Consider the following 22,982-nt stretch of genomic DNA (forward strand, 5'->3'; position numbering starts at 1 on the left):
CACTACCCGCCCGCGGGCAGATCGGTGCGCGGTGCGGTGACCAGATGCACGCCGACCCGCTTGACCAGCAGAGTCATCTCGTAGGCGACCTGCCCGACGTCGGAGTCCGCGTCGGAGAGGACGGCGAGGCAGCTCCCGTCCCCGGCGGCGGTGACGAACAGGAAGGCGTCGTCGAGCTCGACCACGGTCTGCCGGACGCTGCCCGCCTCGAAGTGGCGGCCCACGCCCTTGGCGAGGCTGTGGAAGCCGGAGGCGACGGCGGCCAGGTGTTCGCTGTCCTCGCGGGTCAGGTCCTTGGACACCCCCGTGGGCAGTCCGTCGCCGGAGAGCACGACGGCCTTGCGGATGCTGGCGACCCGGTCGACGAGTTCGTCGAGGAGCCAGTTCAGCTCACCCTTGTTCGGCTCCGTGCGGCCGGTGGCCTTCGGTGCGGTCATCGACCGTCCCCCTTAGTCGTTCCTTGTGCTGTGCCGTTGCTGGTCTCGTCGCCCGAGGCGTTCTCCTCACGGCCGCGCTGCCAGCCGCGCTGCAGCGAGGCCATCCGGTCGCGGACCTCCTCGGCGTCGCGGTCGGCCGGCTCCCCGGCGCCCTCGGGGCGCCGTGCGGGTTCCTGTTTCAGCTGCGGGGCCAGGCTGGCCTGCCGTACCCGCCGGGGCAGCGCTCCGGCGCCGGACGCGGGGTCCGGGGCCGGGCCGCCCGCGGGCGGGGCGCCCTCGCCGCCGCGCCCGGAAGCCGGCCGCGGGGCCCGGGTCCGCCGGGGCAGCTCGGTGGCCTCGGAGGTCTGGCCCGCGCCGTCGCCCGGGGGGACCGTCTGCTCGTCCGCCGGCTCGGGCAGCGCCGGTGTGCGCCGGGCCGCCGTGCCGCGGCGGCGGGCGGGCAGCGGCGCCGGTCCTGCGGCGTCGGTGCGGCGCGGGCCGGGCACGGGCTGGCCGTCGGAGTCGCCGCGCCGGGCGCGCTGTTCCGCCACGGGCCGGCCGTGCGAGCTGACCAGCTTGGGCGTCTGCCGCCGGGGCAGCGGTACGGGGCCGCCGGTGCGGTCGGGGTCCGGGCCGTCGGCCATGCGCGGTGGGACCGGCTGGTGCGGCTCGTCGGACAGGGCGATCCGGCGTTCGTCGGCGCGGTCGCGGGTGCGGCGGTGGCGGAACAGGCCGCCGCGCTCGCTCTCCTCGTCCGTCAGGGCGCCCGGGAAGTCGTCGATGGTGTCCAGGTCCACCGGCGCCTCGAGCTCGACCGGCCCGTCCAGCAGGGAGGTCGGCAGCCCGGGGAGCTGGACGGGGGCGTGGGACCGGGCGGGGCCGAGGCCCGCCGCGTGCCCGGCCTCCTTCGCCGGGCGGTCCCGGTCGAGGCGGAAGCCGAGGCCGTTGGTGTCGGGGACGTCGTCGGACAGCAGCAGGTCGGGGATGAAGACGACGGCGGTGGTGCCGCCGTAGGGGGACGGCTGCAGGGAGACCCGGACGTTCTGGCGCTGGGCGAGGCGGCTGACCACGAACAGACCGAGCCGGTCCGTGTCGGAGAGTTCGAACTCGGGCGTCTCGGCGAGCCTGAGGTTGGCGTCCAGCAGGGCCTCGGCGGTCATGCCCAGACCCCGGTCGTGGATCTCCAGGGTGAAGCCGTTGGCGACCCGCTCGCCGAGGACCTGGACGGCGGTGTGCGGCGGTGAGAAGACCGTGGCGTTCTCGAGGAGTTCGGCCACCAGGTGGGTGATGTCGGCGACGGCCGGGCCGGTGACGGCGACCCGCGGCAGGCGCCGGACCTCGATGCGCTCGTAGTCCTCCACCTCGGCGACCGCCGCCCGGACGATGTCCATGAGCTGCACCGGGCGGCGCCACTGCCGGGACGGGGCCGCGCCGGAGAGGATCACCAGGCCCTCGGCGTGCCGGCGCATGCGGGTGGTGAGGTGGTCAAGACGGAAGAGGTCGGCGAGCTCGTCGGTGTCCTCGGTCCTGCGCTCCATGGTGTCGAGCAGGGTGAGCTGCTTGTGCAGCAGCACCTGGCTGCGGCGGGCGAGGTTGACGAACACCTCGGAGACGCCGGAGCGCAGTTCGGCCTGCTTGACGGCGGCCTCGACGGCGGCGCGCTGGAGGGTGTTCAGGGCCTGGCCGACCTCGCCGATCTCGTTCTTGTCGTACTCCAGCCGGGGTACCTCGGTCTCCACGTCGACCTGTTCACCGGCGGAGAGGCGGCGCATCACGCTGGGCAGCCGCACGCCGGACGCCTCGTGCGCCTCCAGGCGGAGCTGGCGCAGGTCGCGCACCAGGGCGCGGCCGACGCGCACGGAGAGGACCACGGAGAGGAGGAGGGCGACCAGACCGAGGACGCCCGCGACGGCCGCCTGCGCGATCACGCCGACGGCCACCGGCCGCATCCGGTCCTGGAACCGGTCGCCGGCCTGGTCGTCGAGGGTGCCGAGGTCGTCGAGGACGCTCGCCGCGGCGGCGTCCCAGCTCTGCGCGGTGACCGGGCGCGGTGTCCCGGCCCCCGTGCCTGTGACGGACTGCTCGGCGGCCAGCAGCGGGGCGGTGACGGCGTTCTCCCAGAAGCGCTCGTACCGGTCGCGTTCGGAGGCGGGGAGCAGCGGCAGGCTGATGTCGTAGAGCAGGTCGCGCTGGGCGACGAGGTCGGAGACGTCGCGGCTCTCGTCGCGGGAGACCTTGCCCACCACCAGTGCGGAGCCGAGCAACGCGTCCTCGCGGGAGAGCAGTTCGCGGGCGCGGGTGAGGTTGACGAGGGCGCGGGCCTGCTTGTCCATCTCGACGTCGTCGACGCCGTCGAGGGAGGCGAGCAAGGTGTAGCAGGGGTCGATCAGGCGGTTGTACCGGTCGAAGGCCTGGGCGCGGCTGACCGTGCGCGTCTCGACGCCGCGGCGCAGCGCGTCCAGGCCCTCGAACGCGTCCAGGACCGCGGTGAGCCGCTCGCCGTCGTCCCCGTCCATGCCCTCGCGGACGTCCTTCTCGCGGGAGTGCCGGCGGACCTCGGCGAGGGAGCGGTCGGTGGCGGTGCGAGTGCGGTGCAGCGCCGACAGGGCGTCGGCCGCGCGCGGGTCGGCGAGGTAGACGAGGGTCTGGCGGCGTTCCTGCTGCAGTCCGCGGGCGGCGTCCTCGGTGGGGTAGCCGACGTCCTGCACGATGTCGGTCACGCTGAAGAGGCGGGTGACCTCACGACCCGTGAGCACGGTGGCGAAGCCCCAGATGGCGGTCAGGGACACCAGCGGCACGAGAAGCAGCGCCACGATCTTCCGGCGGATCGACTTCCCGCGAAAGCGCATGGCCTCCCCCAGCTCGACCCCCGCCGGCCGGGGGTACACATGTGCGTCAACAAACGGCGCGAGCCTACTACCGCCGCACAGATAACTCGAAGACGCGTGTGGCGTGCGAACTCCCGTGACGCAGGCGAGAGATGACGAGTTGTCCGGCCATTGCGGGACTTTGCGCCCGGGGTCCGGGGCCGGCGGCAGGGCCGACCGGAGGAGTACGGACAACTGGTTGGCCGGAACTTTTCGCCGGAGGGAATCTTCGCGGCTCGTCGCGCGTCTCACTACACAGGAAATGGGGGCGGAATCGGCCACAGGAGCCGCATCCCGCATCCCGGCGGCGTAAAAGTGCGCAAGCCGGGCAGCCCAAGGGGAGTCGGCGTCTTCGGACATCGGGGCAAGGGGCCTGCCGGCGGTGGGGAGTGACACGGTGATGGGCACGGCGGAGCGGCGCGGGGCGACCGCGGCGAGCGTGGCGGAACGCTCGCCGGTGCGGCGGCACCGGGAAGCGCCGGATCACGACATTCCGGCGGATGAGCGCGCCGGGGAGTTCACGGACGAGTTCCGGCAGCCGGAACGGCAGTTGTGGGTCGAGGAGCCCGCGCGGCGGCGCCGGCTGCCGGACCCGGTGCGCACGTCGGCGGTGCGGGCGGTGCTGATCATCTCGGTGACGCTGATCCAGGCGGTGGTGGCGTTCCTGTGCACCATGGCCGGGTCCTGGCTGGCCTTCCCGATGGTGATCAGCAGCGTGGTCAGCACGATCGTCGCCACCTGGGGTGTGGCCGACGTCTGGGTGACGCGCCAGGTGTGGAACCAGCGGTACGGCGTCGTCTCCGAGCCGAGCAGCACGGCCCGGGCGCTGCGCCGGGAGCGCCGTGCCCGCCGGCGTACGGAGCGGGTCACCCAGCGGGAGCAGGCCCGGACACGGCGGCGCGGCGGCGCCGGGCAGCTCTCGCACCCCTGACGGAGCCGGACGGACGGGAGGCGGCGGCTGAGCCGGCCCCTCCCGTCCGTCCGGGACGCCCTGGTCAGGAGGTGGCGGAGGCCGGCCGCTTGTACATGCGGGTCGCCGTGATCTCGCTGTGCCCCGCCTCTCCGGCCTGCGGCTGCTGCGGCAGGCCGGGCCGCAGGTGTTCCTCCACGCTGATGTACTTCAGGCCCGCCCTGAGGTCGGCGTCGTTGCGGAGCCGGATGACCAGCGGGAACTCGGCGAGCGCCGTCGTGTCGAACAGGCCGGTGGTGTACAGCAGTTGCACGCCCAGCGCGTCGGACACCGCCCGCTGCAGTTCCAGCAGGTAGGTGGCGTTCGCGCGGCCGATCGGGTTGTCGAGGAACAGCGTCCCGGCATGCCGGTGCCTGTCCCGGCCCCGGTCGTTGGAGCGCAGGGCCGCCATCGTGCAGTACAGGGCGATGGCGGCGGTGAGCAGCTGCCCGCCGGAGAACACGTCGCCCATCTGGCCGACGGGGACGCGCTCGGCGCGCAGCACGGCGTCCGGCTTGAGGATCTCCACGGCCACGCCCTTCGGCTGCAGCGCGGCCGCGACTCCGCGCAGCAGCAGTGACATGCCGTCGCGCCGCAGGTCGGAGTTCTTCCGCACGGCCGCGCGCGTGGCCTCGTCGATGACCTCTCCGAGCCGTTCGGTGAGCGTCGCCTGGTCGGGCTCCTCGAACCGGATGCGCAGGAACTCCTGCCCGGACCACTCGCCGAGCCCTTCCGGGAGGCGGGACAGCCGCTGGGCGGAGCGCAGGGTGGCCAGGGCCGACTCGACCAGGCCGCGCAGCCGGTCCACGATCGAGTCGCGGTTGCGCTCCAGCTGGACCAGCTCGTCGGTGAGCACGCGCAGGCGGGGCGCGAAGGCGGCCGCCCACTTCTGGGCGTGCTCGGGCAGGACGGAGGCCGGCAGCTCGCGGATCTGCTGCCGGGCGGGGGTGCGCACCTGCTCGTACCGCGTGGAGTTGGCGTGCCGCACGAGCACGTCGCTCGCCTCGCGCACGGCCGCCTCGGCGGCGGACAGGTCGGCGGCACAGCCGCGCAGGGATCGGCGGGCCTCCGCGGCCGAGTGCCGGGCCTCCTCCAGGGTGCCCGGGTAGGGCTCGGGCTCCTCCTGCTCGTCGTCGACGCTGTGTTCGCGCAGCAGGTCGCGGAGCATCGCGGCGATCTCGTCGAAGCCGCCGGCGGCGTCCTCGGCGGCCCGGTGGGCCTCCTGCAGCTCGGCGTGCGCGTCCCGGGCCCCGGCCAGCGCCTCCGTGCGGGCGGCGAGTTCGGCCGTGGCGGTGCGCAGCAGGGCCTGGGCGTGCTCGGCGTCGCGCGGGGTGAGTTCGCCGGGCAGCTCGGTGTGTGCCTCGCCGTCCTCGGGGGCGTGCCGTTCGGCCTCGCCGCGCAGCCGGCCGAGCTGCTCGCTCGCGGTGGACATCCGGGTCTCCAGGAGCTGCACCAGCTCCTCCGCCCGTGCGGCGGCCGCCTGCCGGGAGGGGCCGTCGGACCCGTCCGGCGACTGCAGCAGCTGCTCGGCGCGGGTGCGGACCTTGTTGCTGAGGCGGTCCAGTTCGGCGCGGGCGGCGCTCTCGTCGCTCTCCGCGCGGGCCTGCTCGGCCCGCAGGTCGGCGCCGACGCCGACCTTCTCGTACAGCTGGGAGGCGGCTCGGTAGGCCTCGCGCAGGGCGGGCAGGGAGGTCTTCGGGGCGCCGGTGTCCGCCGCCGGCACGTCGTCGGGGGCGCCGGCGATCTCGGAGCGCTCGGCGCGCAGCGCGCGCGCGGTGCGGCGGGCGTCGTCGGCGGCCCGCTGGGCGGCGCGGCGGTCCTCGTCGGCGGCGCGGGCGCGTTCCAGGCAGGTCTGGGCGCGGGCCTCGGACTCGGCCGCCTCGTCGGCTAGTTCGCGGAGCCTGACCTGCCAGCCGGCGCGCTCGCGCAGCCGGAAGGCGAGCCCGGCGAGGGCGTCGGCGACGCGCCGGGCCCGCTGCGCGGCCTCCTGCCGCTCGTCGCGGACCTGCGTGGCCTCGGCGGCGACCTCGTCGGCCTCCGCGCGCGCGGTGCGTGCCTCGGCGAGTTCGGCCTCGGCCTCCTCGGCGAACGCGCGCGCCTCCTCGGCGGCCTCGCCCAGTTCGGTGAGCCGTCCGGCCGGGCAGCCGGTGCGCCAGGAGGCGAGGCGGGCCGCCAGCTCGCGGTCCCGGCCGAGCCGGGCGGCGAGCGCGCGGATCTCCTCGTCGCGCTCGGTGGCCCGGGCGCGCAGGGCCTGCCGCTCCTCGTCGGCGGCGTGCTCGTCGTGCATGGCGGGGTTCGGCGGCACCAGGAAGACGTCGCCGGGGGTGGTGCCGGGCGCCGGGGTGGGGGCCAGCAGCGCCGCGGCCGTGCCGACCGCGACGGCGGAGCGGGGCAGCAGGGCGGCGTCGCCGAGCGCCTCGCGGGCACGCGCGTGCGTGTCGGGATCGGTGATGATGACGCCGTCGACCAGTTCGGGGCGGGCGGCGAGCACGCGCGCGTGGTCGGCGGGGTCGACGGCCTGCGCGAGGTAGCGCCAGCCGGGCAGCGCGGGGATGCCGTGCTCGCCGAGGAACTCGACGGTGGCCAGCACGTCCGGCCCGGGCGGCAGCAGCCCACCGTCGCCCAGGGCGCCGAGGATGCGGGCGTCGTCGGCGGCGGCCGTGCGCAGCTCGAACAGTTGCCGCTCGGCGGTCGACACGGCGCCGTCGAGGAGTTCGCGCAGCTCGTCGGCGAAGCGGTCGAGCCCCTCGGGACCCAGCGGGCCTTCGGCGCGCGAGCGGGTGGCCGCCGCCGGCTCGGCGGCGCGCGCCGGCGCGTCGGCGGACCCGGTCCTGGGCGCGGGCACCCCGGGTACCCCGGACCGGGCCGCCGCGGCGGCGGCGGCCGGCAGGCTCAGCAGCTCGGCGAGCCGTTCCTCGGCGGCGAGGGTCTCGGCGAGGCGCCGCTCGGCGTCGTGGGCGCGTTCCGCCGCGGTCGCGGCGTCCGCCGCGCGGGCGGCCGTCAGCTCGGCGCGCGCCTCGGCGGAGGCCGCCTCGCGCGCGTGCTCGGTGGCCTTGCGGGCGGTCTCGCGGGCCGCGTCCCAGGCGGCGACGGCGGTCTTCTCGGCGTCGCTCGCGGCGAGCGCGGCACGGGCCGGGTCGGCGTCCGGCGCGCTGTCGTCGAGCCAGCCCGCGCGGACCGCCTCGGCCGTCTCCTGCTCGACCTCGGTGAGGCGCTGGCGCAGGTGCCCGGCCTCGCTGCGGGCGCGCTGGGCCTCGGTGGCGGCGGCGGTGGAGTCGCGGTAGCCGCTCTCGCCGACCTCCTGCAGGGCCGCCGAGCGCTCCTCCTGCTCGTTGGCGAGGCTCTCGGCGCTCTCGGCGGCCGCGTGCAGGGCTCGTACGAGGTCCACGGCGGCCTTGGCGCGGGCGGCGAGCGCGGGGGCCGCGTCCCGTTCGGCCTCCTGGATGGCGGCGGACACGCGCGTGACGCGGTCGGCGGCGGCGCGGTGCCGCAGCACGGCCTCGGCCGCCTGCCAGGCGGAGTGCAGGGTGCGCGCGTCGGCCAGTTCGCGCTTCTGCGCTGCGGCGGCCTTCTCGGCGGCGGCGAGCGCCAGGGAGGCGTGGCGGTAGGCGAGTTCGGCGGCGACGAGCGAGCTGCGCTCGCGCGCCCCCTCGGAGTGCGTGACGGCGTAGGCGGCCGCCGTGACGCGCTGCGCCAGGTCGGCGGCCCGCACCCGTTCCCGCACGGCCCGCGCGGACAGCCGCCGGGCGAGGGTGCGGGTGCGGCGCTCGGCGCCGGCGTGCACGTCACGCGCGCGCGAGCGTGTCTCGGCGGCTTCGACGATCTTCCCCAGCAGGTCGGCGGAGCCGGCCGTGAAGTCCCGCTCCGCGATCAGCTCGGCCCGCCGGCCCAGCTTGTTGCCGAAGCCGCTGACCAGGTCGGCGAGGCCGTCGGTGTCGCGGGTGTCGGTGACCGCGCGCAGCAGCAGGTCGGTGAAGTCGGAGTCCTTCTTGACCGCGAAGAGGCCCGCGGCCTCGCCCTCGTCGGCGTTCATCTCCCGCTGGTAGCGGAAGAGTTCGGGGTCGAGGCCGAGGTCGCCGAGGTGCTCGATCCAGCGGTCGTGGATCTCCTCCCAGTGCACCTCGAGGTGGGGGTAGGCCTTGCCGGCCTCGGTGAGGGCGTCGCGGAAGCCCTTCATGGTGCGGCGGCGGCCCTGGGCGCCCGAGCTGCCCTCGACGGGCGGCCGTACCGCGGTGGACTCGGCGACGGGCAGGTTGTCCAGGCTGAGGCCCGGCCCGGGCCGGAAGGAGTACCAGGCCTCGGCGAACTTCCGCGGGTCGCTGGAGACCTGGCGTCCGCGCCACTCGCTGACCTTGCCGACGACGACGCACTCGCCGGTCTGCACGTGCTGCCACTCCAGCGCCACGTGCCCGCAGTCGTCGGCGAGCAGGAACTTGCGCAGCACGCCGGAGCTGGCGCCGCCGAGGGTGTTGCGGTGGCCGGGCAGCATCACCGAGAAGATCAGTTTGAGCAGGACGGACTTGCCGCCGCCGTTCTCCAGGAAGAGCACGCCCGCGGGCGCGGGCCGGCGTGGCGGGCCGGACGGCTCCTCGGCGAAGAACTCCGCCTGCGTGGGCGCGGGTTCGGGCACGGGCTCGCCCACGCCCCGCAGGTCGAGCACGGTGTCGGCGTAACGCGCACCGGCCGGCCCGATGGAGTAGAGGCGGACCCGGGACAGCTCGTACATGGCGGACTCTCGTAAGTCTGGTCAGGAATGCGGTGGATCAGGAGTGGAACGGCAGCCCGGCGTCGGCCACCAGGTCCAGGTCGTCGGTGTCCTCGGCGGGCAGCAGGCTGGCCGTGCCGTCGGTGACCGGGACGACGCCCAGTTCGAGCAGTTCGGCCATCGCGGCGGCGCCCGCCAGGTCGCGTACCTGGAGCTGGTAGCGCGCCGTGGTGCGGTAGGTGCCGCCGTGGTCGTCCCCGGTGCGCTGCAGGAAGCCGGAGTCGGTGAGGAAGGCCGCGGCCTTGGCGACGATGCCCGTGGTGGAGGCGGCCGGCCGGCGCGCGTCCTTGGTGGCGCCGGTGGCGCTGCGCCGGGCCCAGATCCGCCAGGCCGTCTCGAGGCCGGGCGCGTCGGTGGCCGGGTCGGTGTTCTCGCCGCGTTCCTCGGCCCGCTCCTCCAGACGGCGGCAGGCCTGCCGTACGAAGGCGTCGACGCCGTTGACGGTGATCCGGCCGATGTAGGAGTCGTCGGCCAGGTCCTCCGGGCGCGGGAAGGCGAGCGCGGCGACGGCGAGGTGGGCCAGCCCGTGCAGGAAGCGGTCCCCGGAGTCGGCGGCGGTGCGACGCGCGTAGTCGCCCATGCGGACGGCGAACACGGAGTCCTCGGCGGCCGTCACGGCCATCCCCGCGCGCGGGGACACCTCGAGCACGACCAGGCCGAGTCCGGCGGCGACGGCGTCCGCCAGCCGCGCGAAGGCCGGCTCCTCGCGGTAGCGGCGCAGCAGTTCGGTGTACTCCTGGTCGCGCGCGGGCTGCAGTTTGGGCTGCAGCCCGAAGGCGACGAGCCGCGCCGCGTCGGCGGCGTCGGCGGGGGTGACGGCGGCGGACGCCGACGGGGCCGGGGCCTCCGTGTCACTCCACTCGACGTGCTCGGTCACGGTCTGGGCTCCTTGTCGCGTGCTGGCTCGTTCATGCTGCTTCCGTCCGGTCGGCGGCCATTCCCGCCGCGTCCAGCAGCGCCGTTCCGACGATCAGGTCGGCCCCGCCGAACTCGGGATCGTCCAGTTCGGTCCCGTCGTCGACGGCGAACAGCAGTCTCTGCTCACCCTGCCGGTAGGCGGTGCCGACCGCGGGGCTGGCCGCGTGCACGGCCAGCAGCGCGACCAGGTAGGGCAGTTCGGGGTCCTGTCCGCGCGCCTCGGCGAGCAGCCCGGACAGTCTGCGCGGCGCGTCCGCCGGCAGGTCCAGCAGTTCCATGGCGGCGGCGAGCTGCTCCTCGCTGAACCGGCTGTCGTCGGGGGTCGCGATCAGGTCGGGCTCGGGCATCTCGGCGCCCAGGTGCTCCCGTTCCACCGGCGGCGTCAGCAGGATGTCCACGAGGTCGCCGACCCGCACCGACACGGGTGTGCGCAGTCCGGTGGCGTGGGCGAAGAAGGCGTCCGTGACCCGGACCGCCCGCTCCAGCTCCAGCGGCAGCGCCGGCGCGAGGAGGTGGCCGTACAGGTCGGTGCCGGAGGTGGTCGCCGGTGTGGCGAACGCCTGTCTGTCCTGTTCGGCGCGGAACAGCGGGCCCGCTTCCAGCAGCCGGGACTGCAGCTGGGTGTGCCGGCGGATGCAGTCCTTGACGATGTCCACCAGTTCGGCCGCGCGGCGCTTGTGCCCGGTGTCCTCGGTCTCGTCGCGGGCCTTGCGGATGTTGGTGAGGATCGCGTTCTCGTGCCGGTAGCGGTCGGCCACGTGGTCGAGGGCCTCGGCGATCATGTCGGGCACGGCGTTCAGCCAGTCGACCGCGCGGACGTTGCGCCGGGTGGCCTCCAGGGCGCGGCGCAGGGTCTCGGAGTACTGCACGGTGCGGTAGCGGGCCTGCTCGGCGGCGAGCTGGGCGTCGGCGAGGCGGCCCCGGTTGATCAGCACCTCGAGCTTGACCTCGGCGGCGATCTGCGCGCTGGTGACGTCGGTGTCCAGGGCGCCGACGAGGACGTTGACCGCTTCGTCGGTGGTGCGCAGGTACACCGTGCCGCCGGGGCCGGGGACCTCTTCGATCAGCTTGAAGTCGTAGTCGCGGCGCACGTAGGTGCCGTCCGGGGCGAAGGTGCCGTACACCGCGCGGAAGCCGCGGTCCACGCTGCCGACGTTGATCAGGTTCTCCAGGACCCAGCGGGCCACGCGCTCGTGCTCGGCTGCGGGCCGGTGCGGCGCTTGGGCGGCGATGCGGGGGACGAGCCGGGCCACGATCTGCTCGTGGTCGGCGCCCGTGTCGAAGTCCATGTTCAGCGTGACCAGGTCGATGGCGGCCAGGGCCACCTCGGCCATGCCGTACACCGAGTACTCGCCGGCCAGGTTGGCCTTGCGCGCGTCGAGGTCGTGCAGCGGCGCGGTGCAGGCGAGCGCGCGCAGCCGGCGCGCCAGCCCCTCGTCGGCGGCCGGGCCCGGCGCCGGGCGCGGTCCCGCGCTGAGCTGGGGCGGAGCGCTGTCCGTCGATGCAGGCGAAGTCACGGTGCACAGACTAGGTCCTCGGTCTGACAACGACCCAAACGGCGCAGAAGCGACCGTCGTCACGGAGGCTCTACAGGCACCGGCGGCCGGCTCCGCGGGCACCGCGCGCGTGATCCTCGCGGGACCGGTGTCGTGATCCTCACGGGATCCGGTGTCATGATCCCGCGGGACCGGTGTCATGGTTCCGCGGCACCGGCGTCAGCAGGCGCCGTCCTCGCCGACGCGGCGCCGGTACACCTCCACGACCCGCTCCAGCGAGTCGGCGAGGTAGGTCCGCAGCAGCCGCTCGGCCCCGCGCCGGTCCCCGGCCTGCAGGGCCCGCAGGATCTCACGGTTGCGGGCGAGGTACGGCTCGTGCAGCCGGCGCGGGTCGTCGACGACGTGGAAGGCCAGCCGCAGCTCGGCGAAGACGCTGCGCATCAGCTCGTCGGTGCGTTCGCTGCCGGCGAGGGCGACCAGTTCGCGGTGGAAGTGGATGTTGGCCGTGCCGAGCGTTTTCCAGTCGTTCTCCTGGGTGGCGAGCTGTCCCTCGGTGACGGCGTCGGCGAGGCCGTCGAGGGCGTACGGCGGCTCACCGAGACCGCGTACGACGGCGCACTCGACGAGGGTGCGGACGCGGTAGATGTCCTCGACGTCCTCCACGGCCAGGACCCGGACGAAGACGCCGCGGTTGAGTTCGTGGACGAGCAGGCGCTCGTGGGTGAGCAGCCGGAACGCCTCGCGCAGGGTGTTGCGGGAGACCCCGAGGGCGCCGCCTATGGCGTCCTCGGACAGACGGGTGCCCGGCGGGAAATAGCCCTCGGCGATACGGCTGCGGAGGATGTCGGAGACCCGTTCGGCGGTGCTGGTGCGCCCCAGGAGGGCGCGGTCGTCGGCCAGTCCCGTCAGCTGCTCTGCCATGCCCGGAATTCAACCGCAGTCAGGAGGACGGGACAACAGGGGTATTGAAGGATCGTTGAACGATCCTCTACGGTGCTTCGCACGGCACGATCGCCGCACCGCACAACTCCCGCAAGGCACTGCTCAGTTCACCGCACCCTCCGTCTCCTTCCTGCGAGGTGCCCCATGAGCACGACTCCTCCGCCCCGGTCCGCGGTACCGGACCTGCGACCAGCGACGGGTGAACGAGACGCCGAGGACGGCGCGTTCGGCTGGCTGCGGGCCCTCGGCCCGCGCGGCCGCCGGGCGTTCGCCGGAGCCTTCGGCGGATACGCCCTCGACTCCTACGACTACTTCACGCTGCCGCTGAGCATGGTGGCGCTCTCGGCCTACTTCGGTCTGGACAGCGGCCAGACCGGCCTGTTCACCACCGTCACGCTGGTGGTCTCCGCGATCGGCGGGGCCGTGGCGGGCGTGGTCGCGGACCGGGTGGGCCGGGTCCGGGCGCTGATGATCACGGTGATCACGTACGCCGTCTTCACCGTGGCCTGCGGCTTCGCGCCCGACTACGAGACGCTGCTGGTCTTCCGCGCCCTGCAGGGCCTCGGCTTCGGCGGCGAATGGGCGGTCGGCGCCATCCTGGTCGCCGAGTACGCGAGCGCCAGGCACCGGGGCCGCACCCTCGGCGCGGTCCAGAGTTCCTGGGCGGTCGGCTGGGCGCTGGCCGCGGTCGTCTACACGCTGGTCTTCTCCTTCGCCGGCGAGGACCTGGCCTGGCGGATCATGTTCTGGACCGGGGCGCTGCCCGCGCTGCTCGTGGTGTGGCTGCGCCGCCGGGTGCACGACGCGCCGGGGGCGACGGCGGTCCGCGAACAGAGCCCCGGACGCGGCTCGTTCACGGCGATCTTCCGGCCGGCCGCGGACGGCGATCCGGGTCTGCTGCGCACGACGGTCCTCGCGAGCCTGCTGTCCACCGGCGTGCAGGGCGGCTACTACACGCTGGCGACCTGGGTGCCGACGTACCTGAAGAGCGAGCGCGGCCTGTCCGTCGTGGGCACCGGCGGCTATCTGACCCTGCTGATCTCGGGTGCCTTCCTCGGCTACCTGACCGGTGGATACCTCACCGACCGGCTCGGCAGGCGCCGCAACATCTGGCTGTTCGCGCTGCTCTCCGCGGTCTGCGTGCTGGCCTACGCCAACATCCCGCACGGCGCCGACACGCTGCTGCTGGTGCTCGGGTTCCCGCTCGGCTTCTGCATGTCGGCCATCTTCAGCGGCTTCGGCTCCTACCTCAGCGAGCTGTACCCGACGCGGGTGCGCGGCACCGGGCAGGGCTTCACGTACAACACCGGCCGCGCGGTGGGCGCGGTGTTCCCGACCCTGGTGGGTTTCCTGGCCGACAGCTGGGGCGTGGGCGGCGCGCTGGTCTTCGGCGCGGTCGGCTACGGCCTGGCGGCGCTCGCCCTGCTCGGGCTGCCCGAGACGCGCGGGAAGGAGCTGGCGTGATGCGGACGAACCGTGCCCCGGACCGGCCCGTGCCCCTCGTCGACGAGCACGCGCACGCGTGGACTCCGGCGGCCGCGCGCAACCGCTTCCGCGCGGGCCTCTCCGGCCCCACGGCGGGCGTTGCGGCCGGGCACACCCAGGCCAACCTGATCGCGGTGCCGGCCGACTGGGCCTACGACATGCTGCTCTTCTGCCAGCGCAACCCCAAGCCCTGCCCCGTACTGGACGTCACGGACGCGGGTTCCGTCTCGACCGTGCTCGCCCCGGGCGCTGACCTGCGCACCGATCTGCCGCGCTACCGGGTGTGGCGGGACGGCGAGCTGGTCGAGGAGCCCGCGGACGCGCGCGCGTTCTGGCGGGACGACCTGGTGTCGTTCCTGCTGGGCTGCAGTTTCACCTTCGAGTGGGCGCTGGCCGCGGCGGGGGTGCCGATCCGGCACGTCGAGCAGGGCCGCAACGTGCCGATGTACGTGACCGGACGGCAGTGCCGTCCCGCGGGCCGGCTGCGCGGGCCGATGGTGGTGTCCATGCGCCCGGTGCCGCCGCAGCACCTGCGCGCCGCGATCCGGGAGAGCGGCCTACTGCCCGCCGTGCACGGCGGGCCGGTGCACTGCGGCGACCCCGCGGCCCTCGGCATCAAGGACCTCGGCCGGCCGGACTTCGGCGACCCGGTGGACGCCGCGCCGGACGACATACCGGTGTTCTGGGCCTGCGGGGTGACCCCGCAGGCGGCGGTGATGGCGTCCCGGCCGCCGTTCGCCATCACCCACGTGCCCGGCCATATGTTCCTGACCGACGCGCGGGACGAGCAGTACCGCGTGGCCGGCGTCGACTGACGCCGGCGAGCGGCGCGTCGGGCACGACGGCCCGGGCGGCATCCGACACGAGGACGTAAGGACACGAGGGACCATGACCGCGATCGATCTGAACGCCGACCTGGGCGAGGGCTTCGGCCGCTGGCGCCTGACCGACGACGAGCAGCTGCTGTCCGTCGTCACCAGCGCCAACGTGGCCTGCGGGTTCCACGCCGGGGACGCGGCCACCATGCGCCGGGTGTGCGAGCTGGCCGCCGCACGCGGGGTGACGATCGGCGCCCAGGTCTCCTACCGGGACCTCGCCGGGTTCGGGCGGCGCGCGATGGACGTGCCGCCCAACGAGCTGGCGGCCGAAGTGGCCTATCAGATCGGCGCCCTGGAGGTGTTCGCCCGGGCGGCGGGCGCGCGCGTGGCGTACGTCAAGCCGCACGGCGCGCTCTACAACCGGGTGGTGCGCGACGAGGAGCAGGCCGCGGCGGTGGTCGACGGCGTGCTGCTGGCGGACGCCTCGCTGCCGGTCCTCGGCCTGCCCGGCTCCCGGCTGCTGGAACGGGCCGGGAAGGCGGGCCTGCCGGCCGTCACCGAGGCGTTCGCCGACCGCGCCTACACGGACGCGGGCACACTGGTGCCGCGCGACCGGGACGGCGCCGTGGTGAGCGACCCGGAGACCGTCGTGGAGCGCTCGGTCGGGCTCGCGCGCTCCGGCTCCGTCGTCACGCACTCCGGCGCGCGCATCCGGATGCGCGCCCGTTCGCTGTGCCTGCACGGCGACACGGCCGGCGCGGTGGACCTGGCCCGCCGGGTGCGCGAACGGCTGGTGGCGGCGGGCGTCCGGGTGGAGGCCTTCGCATGAGCGGCGTGACGGCCCTGCCCGTCGGCGACGACGCACTGCTGGTGGAGGTCGCCTCAGGTGTGCAGGCGCAGGCCCTACACGCGGAGCTGCTGCGGCGCCGGGCGGAGGGGTCGCTGACCGTCCGCGAGATCGTCCCGGCCGCCCGTACGGTCCTGCTCGACGGCCTGGCCGACCCGGCCCGGCTGGCGTCCGAACTGGCCGCAGCCGACGTGCCGGCCGCTCCCCCGCACGCGCGTGAGCTGGTCGAGCTGCGTGTGCGCTACGACGGCCCGGACCTCGCCGAGGTCGCCGCGCACTGGGGCGTGTCCGTCGGCGAGGCCGTGCGGATCCACGCCGGCACCGAGTTCACGGTGGCCTTCTGCGGGTTCGCGCCCGGCTTCGGCTACCTCACCGGCCTGCCCGCCCGCTACGGCGTCCCGCGCCGGGCCACCCCGCGCACGGCGGTACCGGCCGGCGCCGTGGCGCTCGCGGGGCCGTACACGGGTGTCTACCCGCGCTCCTCGCCGGGCGGCTGGCAGCTCATCGGCACCACGGAGGCGGTGCTGTGGGACCACACGCGCGTACCGGCCGCGTTGCTCTCACCGGGCACGCGGGTGCGCTTCGTACCGGCGGGGGACGAGTGACCGCGTACGCGCGCGCGTGCCCGGAGTCCGGGGAGGGGTCATGACCGACCGTGCGCTCGTCGTGGTGCGGGCCGGGGCGCTGACCACCGTGCAGGACCGCGGGCGCCCCGGGTACGCCCACCTCGGCGTGCCCCGCTCCGGTGCGCTCGATCCGCACGCGGCGGCCCTCGTCAACCGGCTGGCGGGCAATCCCGCGGCCGCGGCCGTCCTGGAGACCACGGTCGACGGCTGCGCGCTGCGCCCGCGTTCGACGGTGACCGTCGCCGTCGGGGGCGCGCCGTGCCCGGTCACCGTGGGCGGCCGCCCGGCCGCCTGGGGCGCACCGGTCGTCGTGCCGGCGGGTGAGCTGCTGGAGGTGGGCACGGCCGTGTTGGGCCTGCGCAGCTACGTGGCCGTGTCCGGCGGCATCGCCGTGGAGCCCGTGCTCGGCAGCCGCTCCCGCGACCTGCTGTCCGGCCTCGGTCCGCCGCCCCTCGCGGACGGCGTGGTACTGCCGCTGGGCGCCCCGGCCGGTCCTCCCGCGCGCGTGGACGCCGCCCCGCAGCCCGGTGTGCCGGATGAACTGGTGCTCCGGGTGACCCTGGGCCCGCGCGACGACTGGTTCACGGCGGGCGCGCTGCGCACGCTGACCACGCGCGCGTACCGGGTGTCCCCGGCCGGCAACCGCATCGGCCTGCGCACCGAGGGGCCCGCCCTCGAGCGGGCCCGCGACGGCGAGCTCCCCAGCGAGGGCATGGTCCTCGGCGCGGTCCAGGTGCCGCCGGACGGCCGCCCGGTGGTGTTCCTGGCCGACCATCCGACGACCGGGGGCTACCCGGTGATCGCCGTGGTGCGCGCCGCGGACCTCCCCGCGGCCGCGCAGGCGGTCCCGGGCACCCCGGTGCGCTTCGTGGCCGCCGGGCGCCGCTGAACGCCGGAGCCGGACCGGCGGTCCTCGCTCCGCCGCGCGGCGGGCAGGGCGGCCAGCGCCCGTGCCGCCGCTGCGGACGCGCGCAGGTCGAGCCGGTCGCCGGTGCCCCGCGCGCGGTGCCGGGCCTCGTCCGCCGCCAGGAGCAGCAACTGGGGCAGCAGATCGGTGCTGCGCCGGGCCACCCAGCCGGTCCCGGCGGTGGCGAGCCACCACAGGCTCGCCGCACGGGTCGGCGACGGGAGGTCCGGTTCGGCGGACGGCGGTGCCCCGGCGGCCAGGCCCGCCGCGGCGAGCAGGGCGTGGAAACGGGCCGCGAACTGACGGTGGCCGCGCTCGCCCGGGTGCAGCCGGTCCGCGCTCCACAGGGCGCGGTCGGCGAGCCAGGCGCCCTGCGCGGCGTGCAGGTGGACCGCCCCGTACCGGTCGGACAGCGCGTGCACGACCGTGTTGACCGCCCGCTGCCGTCGGGCCAGCGGCCGGGCCAGGGCGCCGGGGAGCCCCAGCATCGCGCCGGGATCGGGCAGACAGGCGGTGAGCAGGGTGGCGCCCTGGCCGGTGAAGGCCGCGTACACCTGGTCGAGCCGTGCGGCCACGGCGCCGATGTCGAAGGTGCGGCGCAGGGTGTCGTTGACGCCGACGACCACGGACGCCAGGTCCGGGTTCAGGGCGAGCCCGGCCGGGGTCTGGTACTCGCGCACGTCCCGTGTCAGCGCCCCGCTGACGGCCAGGTTCGTGAACTCCGTCCGGCCGGGGTCCTCGGTGAGCGCCGCGGCCAGCAGGGCGGCCCAGCCGCGCCAGGCGCCCCCGGCCGGGTCGCCCACGCCCTCCGTCAGCGAGTCGCCGAGGGCCACGAAGCGGACGGGTCTCATGCCGCGCCCTCCTGAGCGGCGGGCCGGCCCGCCGCGCCCGGAGAGCCGAACACACCGGCACCGGAACGCGCCGGGGCGCCCCCCGGCCCCAGCACCTCCCCGGCCGAAGGGCCCGCCGCACCCGCACGCTCACGCACCGCCGTAGCCGAGCCGACCGACGTGTCCACGCCCCCGAACACCTCGCCGTCCCGACCAACCGGCACATCCGCCTGAGCGAACTCACCACAGGTCGAACCAGCCGAAACGTCCGCCCGCCCGAACACCTCCCCGGCCGAAGGGCCCGCCGCACCCGCACGCCCAAGCACCACCGCAGCCGACCCGACCGGCCCGCCCGCACCCCCGAGCACCTCCCCAGTCGAACCAGCCGACGTGTCCCCCCGCCCCAGCACCTCCGCGTCGTGGGCGGCCAGGAAGGCCTCCACCGCCGTGCCCCAGCCGAAGCATTCGGCACGCGCGCGTGCCGCTTCCCTCCGCTCGGGCTCGGAGCGCGTCAGCAGGAGTTCGACGGCGTCCGCGAAGGCCTCGCCCCGGTCGGCCGCCGCCGCTCCCGCGGACCCGAGCACCTCGGGCAGCGCCGAGGACGCGCTCGCCACCACGGGCGTCCCGCAGGCCATGGCCTCCAGCGCGGCCAGCCCGAAGGTCTCGGCGGGTCCGGGCGCGAGGCACACGTCGGCGGACGCCTGGAGCGTGCCGAGGTCCGTCCGGTCCGTGACATGGCCCAGGAACGTCACCGGCAGCCCGCGTTCGCGCGCCCGGTGCTCCAGCCGCGTCCGCAGCGGCCCGTCCCCGGCCACCACCAGCACCGCACGCCGGCCGCGCAGCAGCAGAGCCTCCAGGGCGTCCAGGGCGGTTCCGGGCCGCTTCTCCACGGACAGCCGCGAGCACATCACCAGCAGTGCCTCGTCCCCGCGCGCGTGGAGGGCCCGCAGCCCGGGGTCCCGCAGGGCGGGGTGCCGCTCCGTCAGGTCGACGCCCAGCGGGGCGCGTACGACGTTGCGCGCGCCGACGCGCACGAACTCCCGCTCGGCGAACTCCGTGGTGCACACCACGCGCGCGTAGACGTGCGCGGTGCGGGTGTTCAGGGCGTCGGCGGTCCGCCGGGCGAGCCGCTCCGGCAGGCCCCAGGTGCGCAGCACGCCGTCGGCGGTCTCATGGGAGACCATCACCGCGGGCACGCGCGCGCGGCGCGCCCAGCGGCCGGTCCAGCGCAGGGTGGTGCGGTCGGACACCTCCAGGCGGTCCGGGCGGAGCCCTTCCAGGAGCACGGCGAGGCGCCGCCTGTCGGCCAGGACGCGGTAGCCGCCGGTGCCGGGCAGCACGGGGCCGGGCAGGGTGATGACCCGGCCCTGCTCCGTTTCGCGGTCGGTGTGCCGTTCGCCCGGCACCACCAGCACCGGTTCGTGGCCCGCCGCCCGGTAGCCGCGGCCCAGTTCGCGCAGCGCGGTGCGCAGGCCGCCGGAGGCCGGGGTGACGAAGTTGGCGAGCCGGACGATGCGCAGGGGTGTGCCGGTCATGCCGCCACCGCCGTCCGGCGGGCCGCGAGCACGTCCTCGTAGTGGGCGATCAGCCGGTCGCCGACGGCGGCCCAGGTGCGGCCCTCGACCGTCTCCCGCCCGGCGGCTCCGTACGCGGCCCGCGTCCCCGCGTCGGCGGCCAGGATGCGCACGGCCTCCCGCACGGCGACCGGGTCGCGCGGCGGCACGAGCAGGCCGGTGCGCCCGTGGGCGACCAGGTCGAGCGGTCCGCCGGCGGCGGGGGCCACCACGGGCACCCCGCTGGCCATGGCCTCCTGGACCGTCTGGCAGAAGGTCTCGAAGGGGCCGGTGTGCGCGAACACGTCGAGCGAGGCGAAGATCCGGGCGAGGTCGTCGCCGGTGCGCCGGCCCAGGAAGACGGCGCCCGGCAGGGCTTCGGCCAGGTGGGCGCGGCTGGGCCCGTCGCCGACCACCACGACCCGCACGCCCCGCAGTCCGCAGACGCCGGCCAGGAGGTCGACCTGCTTCTCGGGGGCGAGCCGGCCGACGTAGCCGACGATCACCTCGCCGTTCGGGGCGAGTTCACGGCGCAGCGCCTCGTCCCGCCGGTCCGGCCGGAAGCGGTCGGTGTCCACGCCGCGCGGCCACAGCCGGACCCGGGGCACGCCCTGCGCCTCAAGGTCCCGCAGGGCGGCGCTGGACGGGGCGAGGGTGCGGTCGGCCGCGCTGTGCACGGAGCGGATCCGGCGCCAGGCCGCCGCCTCGCCGGCGCCCATGTAGGTACGGGCGTATCCGGCCAGGTCGGTCTGGTAGACGGCGACCGCGGGTATGCCGAGCCGGGCGGCGGCGGCCATGCCCCGCACGCCGAGGACGAAGGGGCCGGCCAGGTGGACCAGGTCGGCCCGGTGCCCGGCCAGCGCGGCGGTGAGCCGCCGGCTGGGCAGGGCCACCCGGACCTGCGGGTAGCCGGGCAGCGGGAGGGAGGGGACGCGGACGACGGGACACGGCTCGGCCAGGGCGTCGGGCCTGGTGCCGGGCGCGGTGGCCGGGGCGACGACGAGCGGGTGGTGACCGCGGTCCACGAGGTGGCGGGCGGTCTGGAGCGCGCAGTGGGCGACGCCGTTCACGTCGGGGGGAAAGGATTCGGTCACGATGACGACACGCATAGGTGTGTTGTCGCCGTGCTGGACGTGGCCGCGTCAACGTCGATCTTTCCGGCCGGGGAACGTCCCATGAGCGTTGGACCGCGCACCCGAGCGGGTCGGAGTGCCGCCATGTCCGCCTGTCCCGCGGGTCATCCGGTGTTCACGCGGCGGGCGGGTCCCCGCCCGGGCCGCGAGCGTCTCGGGCCGGCCCGGCGAGGGCCCGCCGGGTGCCTTCGAGGGCCCGCCAGGTGCGCTCGGCGCCCCCTCCGGCGGGGCCTGCCCTCGCCCGCGGCGCGGGGGCGCGGCGCAGGCCGTGCGTCACTTGGTCTGCGCGTCCGGTCCGAAGCGGCTGCGGACGGCCGTCTGCACCTCGTCCTCCTCGGCCGGGTCGGCGGCGAGGCGGCGCAGTCGTTCGACGACCCGGATGTCGCCGGTCTCGGCGTGCCGGGCGGCGATCTCGCGGGTGGTCTCCTCGCAGTCCCAGAGGCATTCGACGGCGAAGCCGGTGGCGAAGGAGGGGTCGGTGGCGGCCAGGGCGCGGGCGGCGCGGCCGCGCAGGTGGGACGAGGCCGTCTCGCGGTAGACGTGGCGCAGCACGGGGGCCGCGCAGGCGATGCCGAGGCGTCCGGCGCCGTCGACCAGGGTCCACAGGGTGGGCGCGTCGGGCCCCTCGCCGCGCACCGCCTCGCGCAGGGCGCCGAGGACCAGGTCGCTGTCCTGGGCGCCGCCGCGGCAGGCGAGGACGCGGCCGGCGGCCGCCCCGAGGGCGTCGGGGCGCTGGGCCCAGCGGCGGGCGCGCTGGACGGCGGCGATGCTGCGCATGCGTTCGAAGGAGTCGACGGCGGCCTCCACGACGACCGGGGTTCCGTCGGCGACCGCGGCCTCGACCAGGTCGAGGGCGTCGGGGTCGTTGCCGTCGGCCAGGTAGCGCAGGGCCGTGCAGCGGGCTCCGTCGGTGCCGGTCCGGGCAGCCTGGAGGATCTCCGGCCGGTCCTCCGGACCCGCGACGGCGACCAGGCAGCGGGCGGCCGGCACATGGAGGGCGGCACCCCGCTCGACGCCCTGCTGGGCCCACTCGAAGACGGCCCGCACACTCCAGCCGGGACGTGGCCCGGTGGGCCGCATCTGGCGCTGCCAGCGGTCGAAACAGCCGGTCTCCTGGGCGGCACGCACGCGCGTGGCGATCGATGCGCGCGGATCCTCGGCCCACAGCCGCCAGGGCCTGGGCTCGAAGGCGTCGCGGACGGCGGCGGCCAGCTCGGCGTCGCCCTCCGGGCCGGTGGCGAAGCGGGCCAGCACCGGGGCGGCGAGGGCGCGCAGGCCCGCGTCGTCGTCCCGCAGGGCCAGTTCGTCCAGGGCCCAGGCCCAGTTGGAGCCGTGGGCGGCGTACCTGCGCAGGAGTTCCAGCGCGTCGCGCCGGCCATAGGAGGCGAGGTGTCCGAGCACGGCCAGGGCGAGTCCGGTACGGGACTCGTCGGTGTCCAGGACGTCTTCCGCGCCGAAGAGGTGCGCCTCGACGGCGTCCAGTCCGCCGTTGAGGTCGAGGTGGAGCCGGGCGTAGTAGAGGGAGCGGTTCTCCACCTGCCAGTCGTGGCGGGGGTCGTGCAGCACACAGTGGTTCAGGGCCGCGAGCGCCTCGGCGCGCGGGGCGGTGAGCGCGTGCAGCGTGCCGTCGCCGCGGCCCCGCTGGAGCAGGCCGAGCAGCGTACCGCTGGGCGCTATGACCGGATCGAACATGGGAAACAGCCTCACATCAAGCGTCGACGCAACCGGGGAACACGCATTACCTGGCCGCGTGACACAACGTCGGAGCGCCCGCCGTCTCTTGCTTGCTGTAGCCCATTTCTCTCTGCCTCTCGTCGGTGGCCCATGCGGACCGCATCACGGCCCGCGCGGTGCGGCAACACCTGCCCAGCCATCGCGTCCGTGAATCACGTCGTCATGATGACCCGCGCCGTGAGCTGCCGCGACCGTATTTCCGGCGGCTTTGTACCGCCTCCCCCGTTGTCCGTGTCGTACCTGGTCAGTTCGGCGCGTCAGTGCGCGCCGAACAGCTCCAGGAGTTCCGCCTTGCCGAACATGCGCGCCGTGTCGACGGCCGAGGGGGTGCCCGCGGCCGGGTCGGCGCCGCCCTCCAGGAGGGCTCTGATCACGTCCGTCTCCCCCTTGAAGACGGCCCCCGCGAGCGGGGTCTGGCCCCGGTCGTTGATGCGGTCGGCCTCGGCGCCCCGGGCGAGCAGGGCGCGCACGGCTTCGGCGTGACCGTGGTACGCGGCGAGCATCACCAGGGAGTCGCCGCGGTCGTTGGTCAGGTTGGCCGGCACGCCGGCGTCGACGTACGCCACGAGCTCGTCCGTCCGCCCCTGCCGGGCCAGATCGAAGATCTTGGTCGCCAGCTCCACGACCTCGGGGTCGGGAACGTCACTCATCGGCGGGACCGCCTCTCGTTACAACCGTTCAGGTGAATCGCAAGGG

The 22,982-nt window shown here is 75.6% G+C and carries 16 protein-coding genes and 1 pseudogene; 6 read left to right on the forward strand and 11 right to left on the reverse strand.

Annotated elements, in window-relative coordinates:
- Nucleotides 1–2: 2 nt before the first annotated feature.
- On the reverse strand, nt 3–437 hold the full coding sequence (locus TNCT1_RS29105) for a roadblock/LC7 domain-containing protein (RefSeq protein ID WP_143637991.1): 435 nt from the start codon (nt 435–437) through the stop codon (nt 3–5).
- Complete coding sequence (locus TNCT1_RS29110) at nt 434–3,265, reverse strand: nitrate- and nitrite sensing domain-containing protein (protein ID WP_143637993.1); 2,832 nt, start codon at nt 3,263–3,265, stop codon at nt 434–436. The genes TNCT1_RS29105 and TNCT1_RS29110 overlap by 4 nt, the downstream gene beginning before the upstream one ends.
- 418 nt (nt 3,266–3,683) lie before the next feature.
- Here TNCT1_RS29110 and TNCT1_RS29115 point away from each other — a divergent pair, with 418 nt between their 5' ends.
- Nucleotides 3,684–4,214, forward strand: coding sequence for a hypothetical protein (locus TNCT1_RS29115; RefSeq protein WP_143638258.1), 531 nt, complete (start codon nt 3,684–3,686; stop codon nt 4,212–4,214).
- Between the two features lie 64 nt (nt 4,215–4,278).
- Here the strand turns inward: TNCT1_RS29115 and TNCT1_RS29120 are convergent, their stop codons facing one another.
- The 4 genes from TNCT1_RS29120 to TNCT1_RS29135 all read right to left on the reverse strand — a co-directional run bounded on the left by TNCT1_RS29120 (nt 4,279) and on the right by TNCT1_RS29135 (nt 12,332).
- Nucleotides 4,279–8,958 carry a hypothetical protein gene (locus tag TNCT1_RS29120; protein ID WP_143637996.1) on the reverse strand — a complete coding sequence of 1,560 codons (4,680 nt, stop codon included), beginning with the start codon at nt 8,956–8,958 and terminating at the stop codon, nt 4,279–4,281.
- A gap of 37 nt (nt 8,959–8,995) precedes the next feature.
- Nucleotides 8,996–9,874 carry a hypothetical protein gene (locus TNCT1_RS29125; protein WP_143637998.1) on the reverse strand — a complete coding sequence of 293 codons (879 nt, stop codon included), beginning with the start codon at nt 9,872–9,874 and terminating at the stop codon, nt 8,996–8,998.
- Nucleotides 9,875–9,905: 31 nt separating this feature from the next.
- Nucleotides 9,906–11,432 carry a hypothetical protein gene (locus TNCT1_RS29130; RefSeq protein WP_143638000.1) on the reverse strand — a complete coding sequence of 509 codons (1,527 nt, stop codon included), beginning with the start codon at nt 11,430–11,432 and terminating at the stop codon, nt 9,906–9,908.
- 198 nt (nt 11,433–11,630) lie between these two features.
- Nucleotides 11,631–12,332 carry a GntR family transcriptional regulator gene (locus tag TNCT1_RS29135; RefSeq protein WP_143638002.1) on the reverse strand — a complete coding sequence of 234 codons (702 nt, stop codon included), beginning with the start codon at nt 12,330–12,332 and terminating at the stop codon, nt 11,631–11,633.
- 165 nt (nt 12,333–12,497) lie between these two features.
- Between TNCT1_RS29135 and TNCT1_RS29140 the strand changes: the two genes are divergently transcribed.
- From TNCT1_RS29140 to TNCT1_RS29160, 5 genes are all read left to right on the forward strand, one after another.
- Nucleotides 12,498–13,817 carry an MFS transporter gene (locus tag TNCT1_RS29140; RefSeq protein WP_143638004.1) on the forward strand — a complete coding sequence of 440 codons (1,320 nt, stop codon included), beginning with the start codon at nt 12,498–12,500 and terminating at the stop codon, nt 13,815–13,817.
- Nucleotides 13,817–14,653 (forward strand): putative hydro-lyase, encoded by an 837-nt coding sequence (locus TNCT1_RS29145; protein WP_143638006.1) that lies wholly within the window; start codon nt 13,817–13,819, stop codon nt 14,651–14,653. Before TNCT1_RS29140 ends, TNCT1_RS29145 begins: the two co-directional genes overlap by 1 nt.
- A 73-nt stretch (nt 14,654–14,726) precedes the next feature.
- Nucleotides 14,727–15,485 carry a LamB/YcsF family protein gene (locus TNCT1_RS29150; RefSeq protein ID WP_143638008.1) on the forward strand — a complete coding sequence of 253 codons (759 nt, stop codon included), beginning with the start codon at nt 14,727–14,729 and terminating at the stop codon, nt 15,483–15,485.
- A gap of 5 nt (nt 15,486–15,490) precedes the next feature.
- Nucleotides 15,491–16,108 carry an allophanate hydrolase subunit 1 gene (locus TNCT1_RS29155; protein WP_143638260.1) on the forward strand — a complete coding sequence of 206 codons (618 nt, stop codon included), beginning with the start codon at nt 15,491–15,493 and terminating at the stop codon, nt 16,106–16,108.
- A gap of 40 nt (nt 16,109–16,148) precedes the next feature.
- Nucleotides 16,149–17,018, forward strand: a complete 870-nt coding sequence (locus tag TNCT1_RS29160; RefSeq protein WP_143638010.1) for a biotin-dependent carboxyltransferase family protein — start codon at nt 16,149–16,151, stop codon at nt 17,016–17,018.
- On the opposite strand, the gene TNCT1_RS29165 is transcribed toward TNCT1_RS29160, so the two are convergent.
- The 5 genes and pseudogenes from TNCT1_RS29165 to TNCT1_RS29190 form a co-directional block, all read right to left on the reverse strand.
- The gene (locus TNCT1_RS29165) at nt 16,919–17,887 is read right to left on the reverse strand and encodes an SGNH/GDSL hydrolase family protein (protein ID WP_143638012.1); all 969 of its coding nucleotides are present in this window, start codon (nt 17,885–17,887) and stop codon (nt 16,919–16,921) included. The genes TNCT1_RS29160 and TNCT1_RS29165 overlap by 100 nt on opposite strands.
- Nucleotides 17,888–18,270: 383 nt before the next feature.
- A pseudogene (locus tag TNCT1_RS29170) lies at nt 18,271–19,401 on the reverse strand (glycosyltransferase); the annotation flags it as partial.
- Entirely contained in the window at nt 19,398–20,528 is a 1,131-nt protein-coding gene (locus TNCT1_RS29175) for a glycosyltransferase family 1 protein (protein ID WP_143638015.1), read from the reverse strand. The gene TNCT1_RS29175 and the pseudogene TNCT1_RS29170, both read right to left, overlap by 4 nt.
- Nucleotides 20,529–20,825: 297 nt before the next feature.
- The gene (locus TNCT1_RS29180) at nt 20,826–22,244 is read right to left on the reverse strand and encodes a HEAT repeat domain-containing protein (RefSeq protein ID WP_143638017.1); all 1,419 of its coding nucleotides are present in this window, start codon (nt 22,242–22,244) and stop codon (nt 20,826–20,828) included.
- Between the two features lie 299 nt (nt 22,245–22,543).
- The gene (locus tag TNCT1_RS29190) at nt 22,544–22,936 is read right to left on the reverse strand and encodes an ankyrin repeat domain-containing protein (protein ID WP_143638019.1); all 393 of its coding nucleotides are present in this window, start codon (nt 22,934–22,936) and stop codon (nt 22,544–22,546) included.
- Nucleotides 22,937–22,982 lie beyond the last annotated feature (46 nt).

Origin of the sequence: Streptomyces sp. 1-11, from assembly GCF_007176755.1 — a bacterium.
GTDB lineage: Bacteria > Actinomycetota > Actinomycetes > Streptomycetales > Streptomycetaceae > Streptomyces.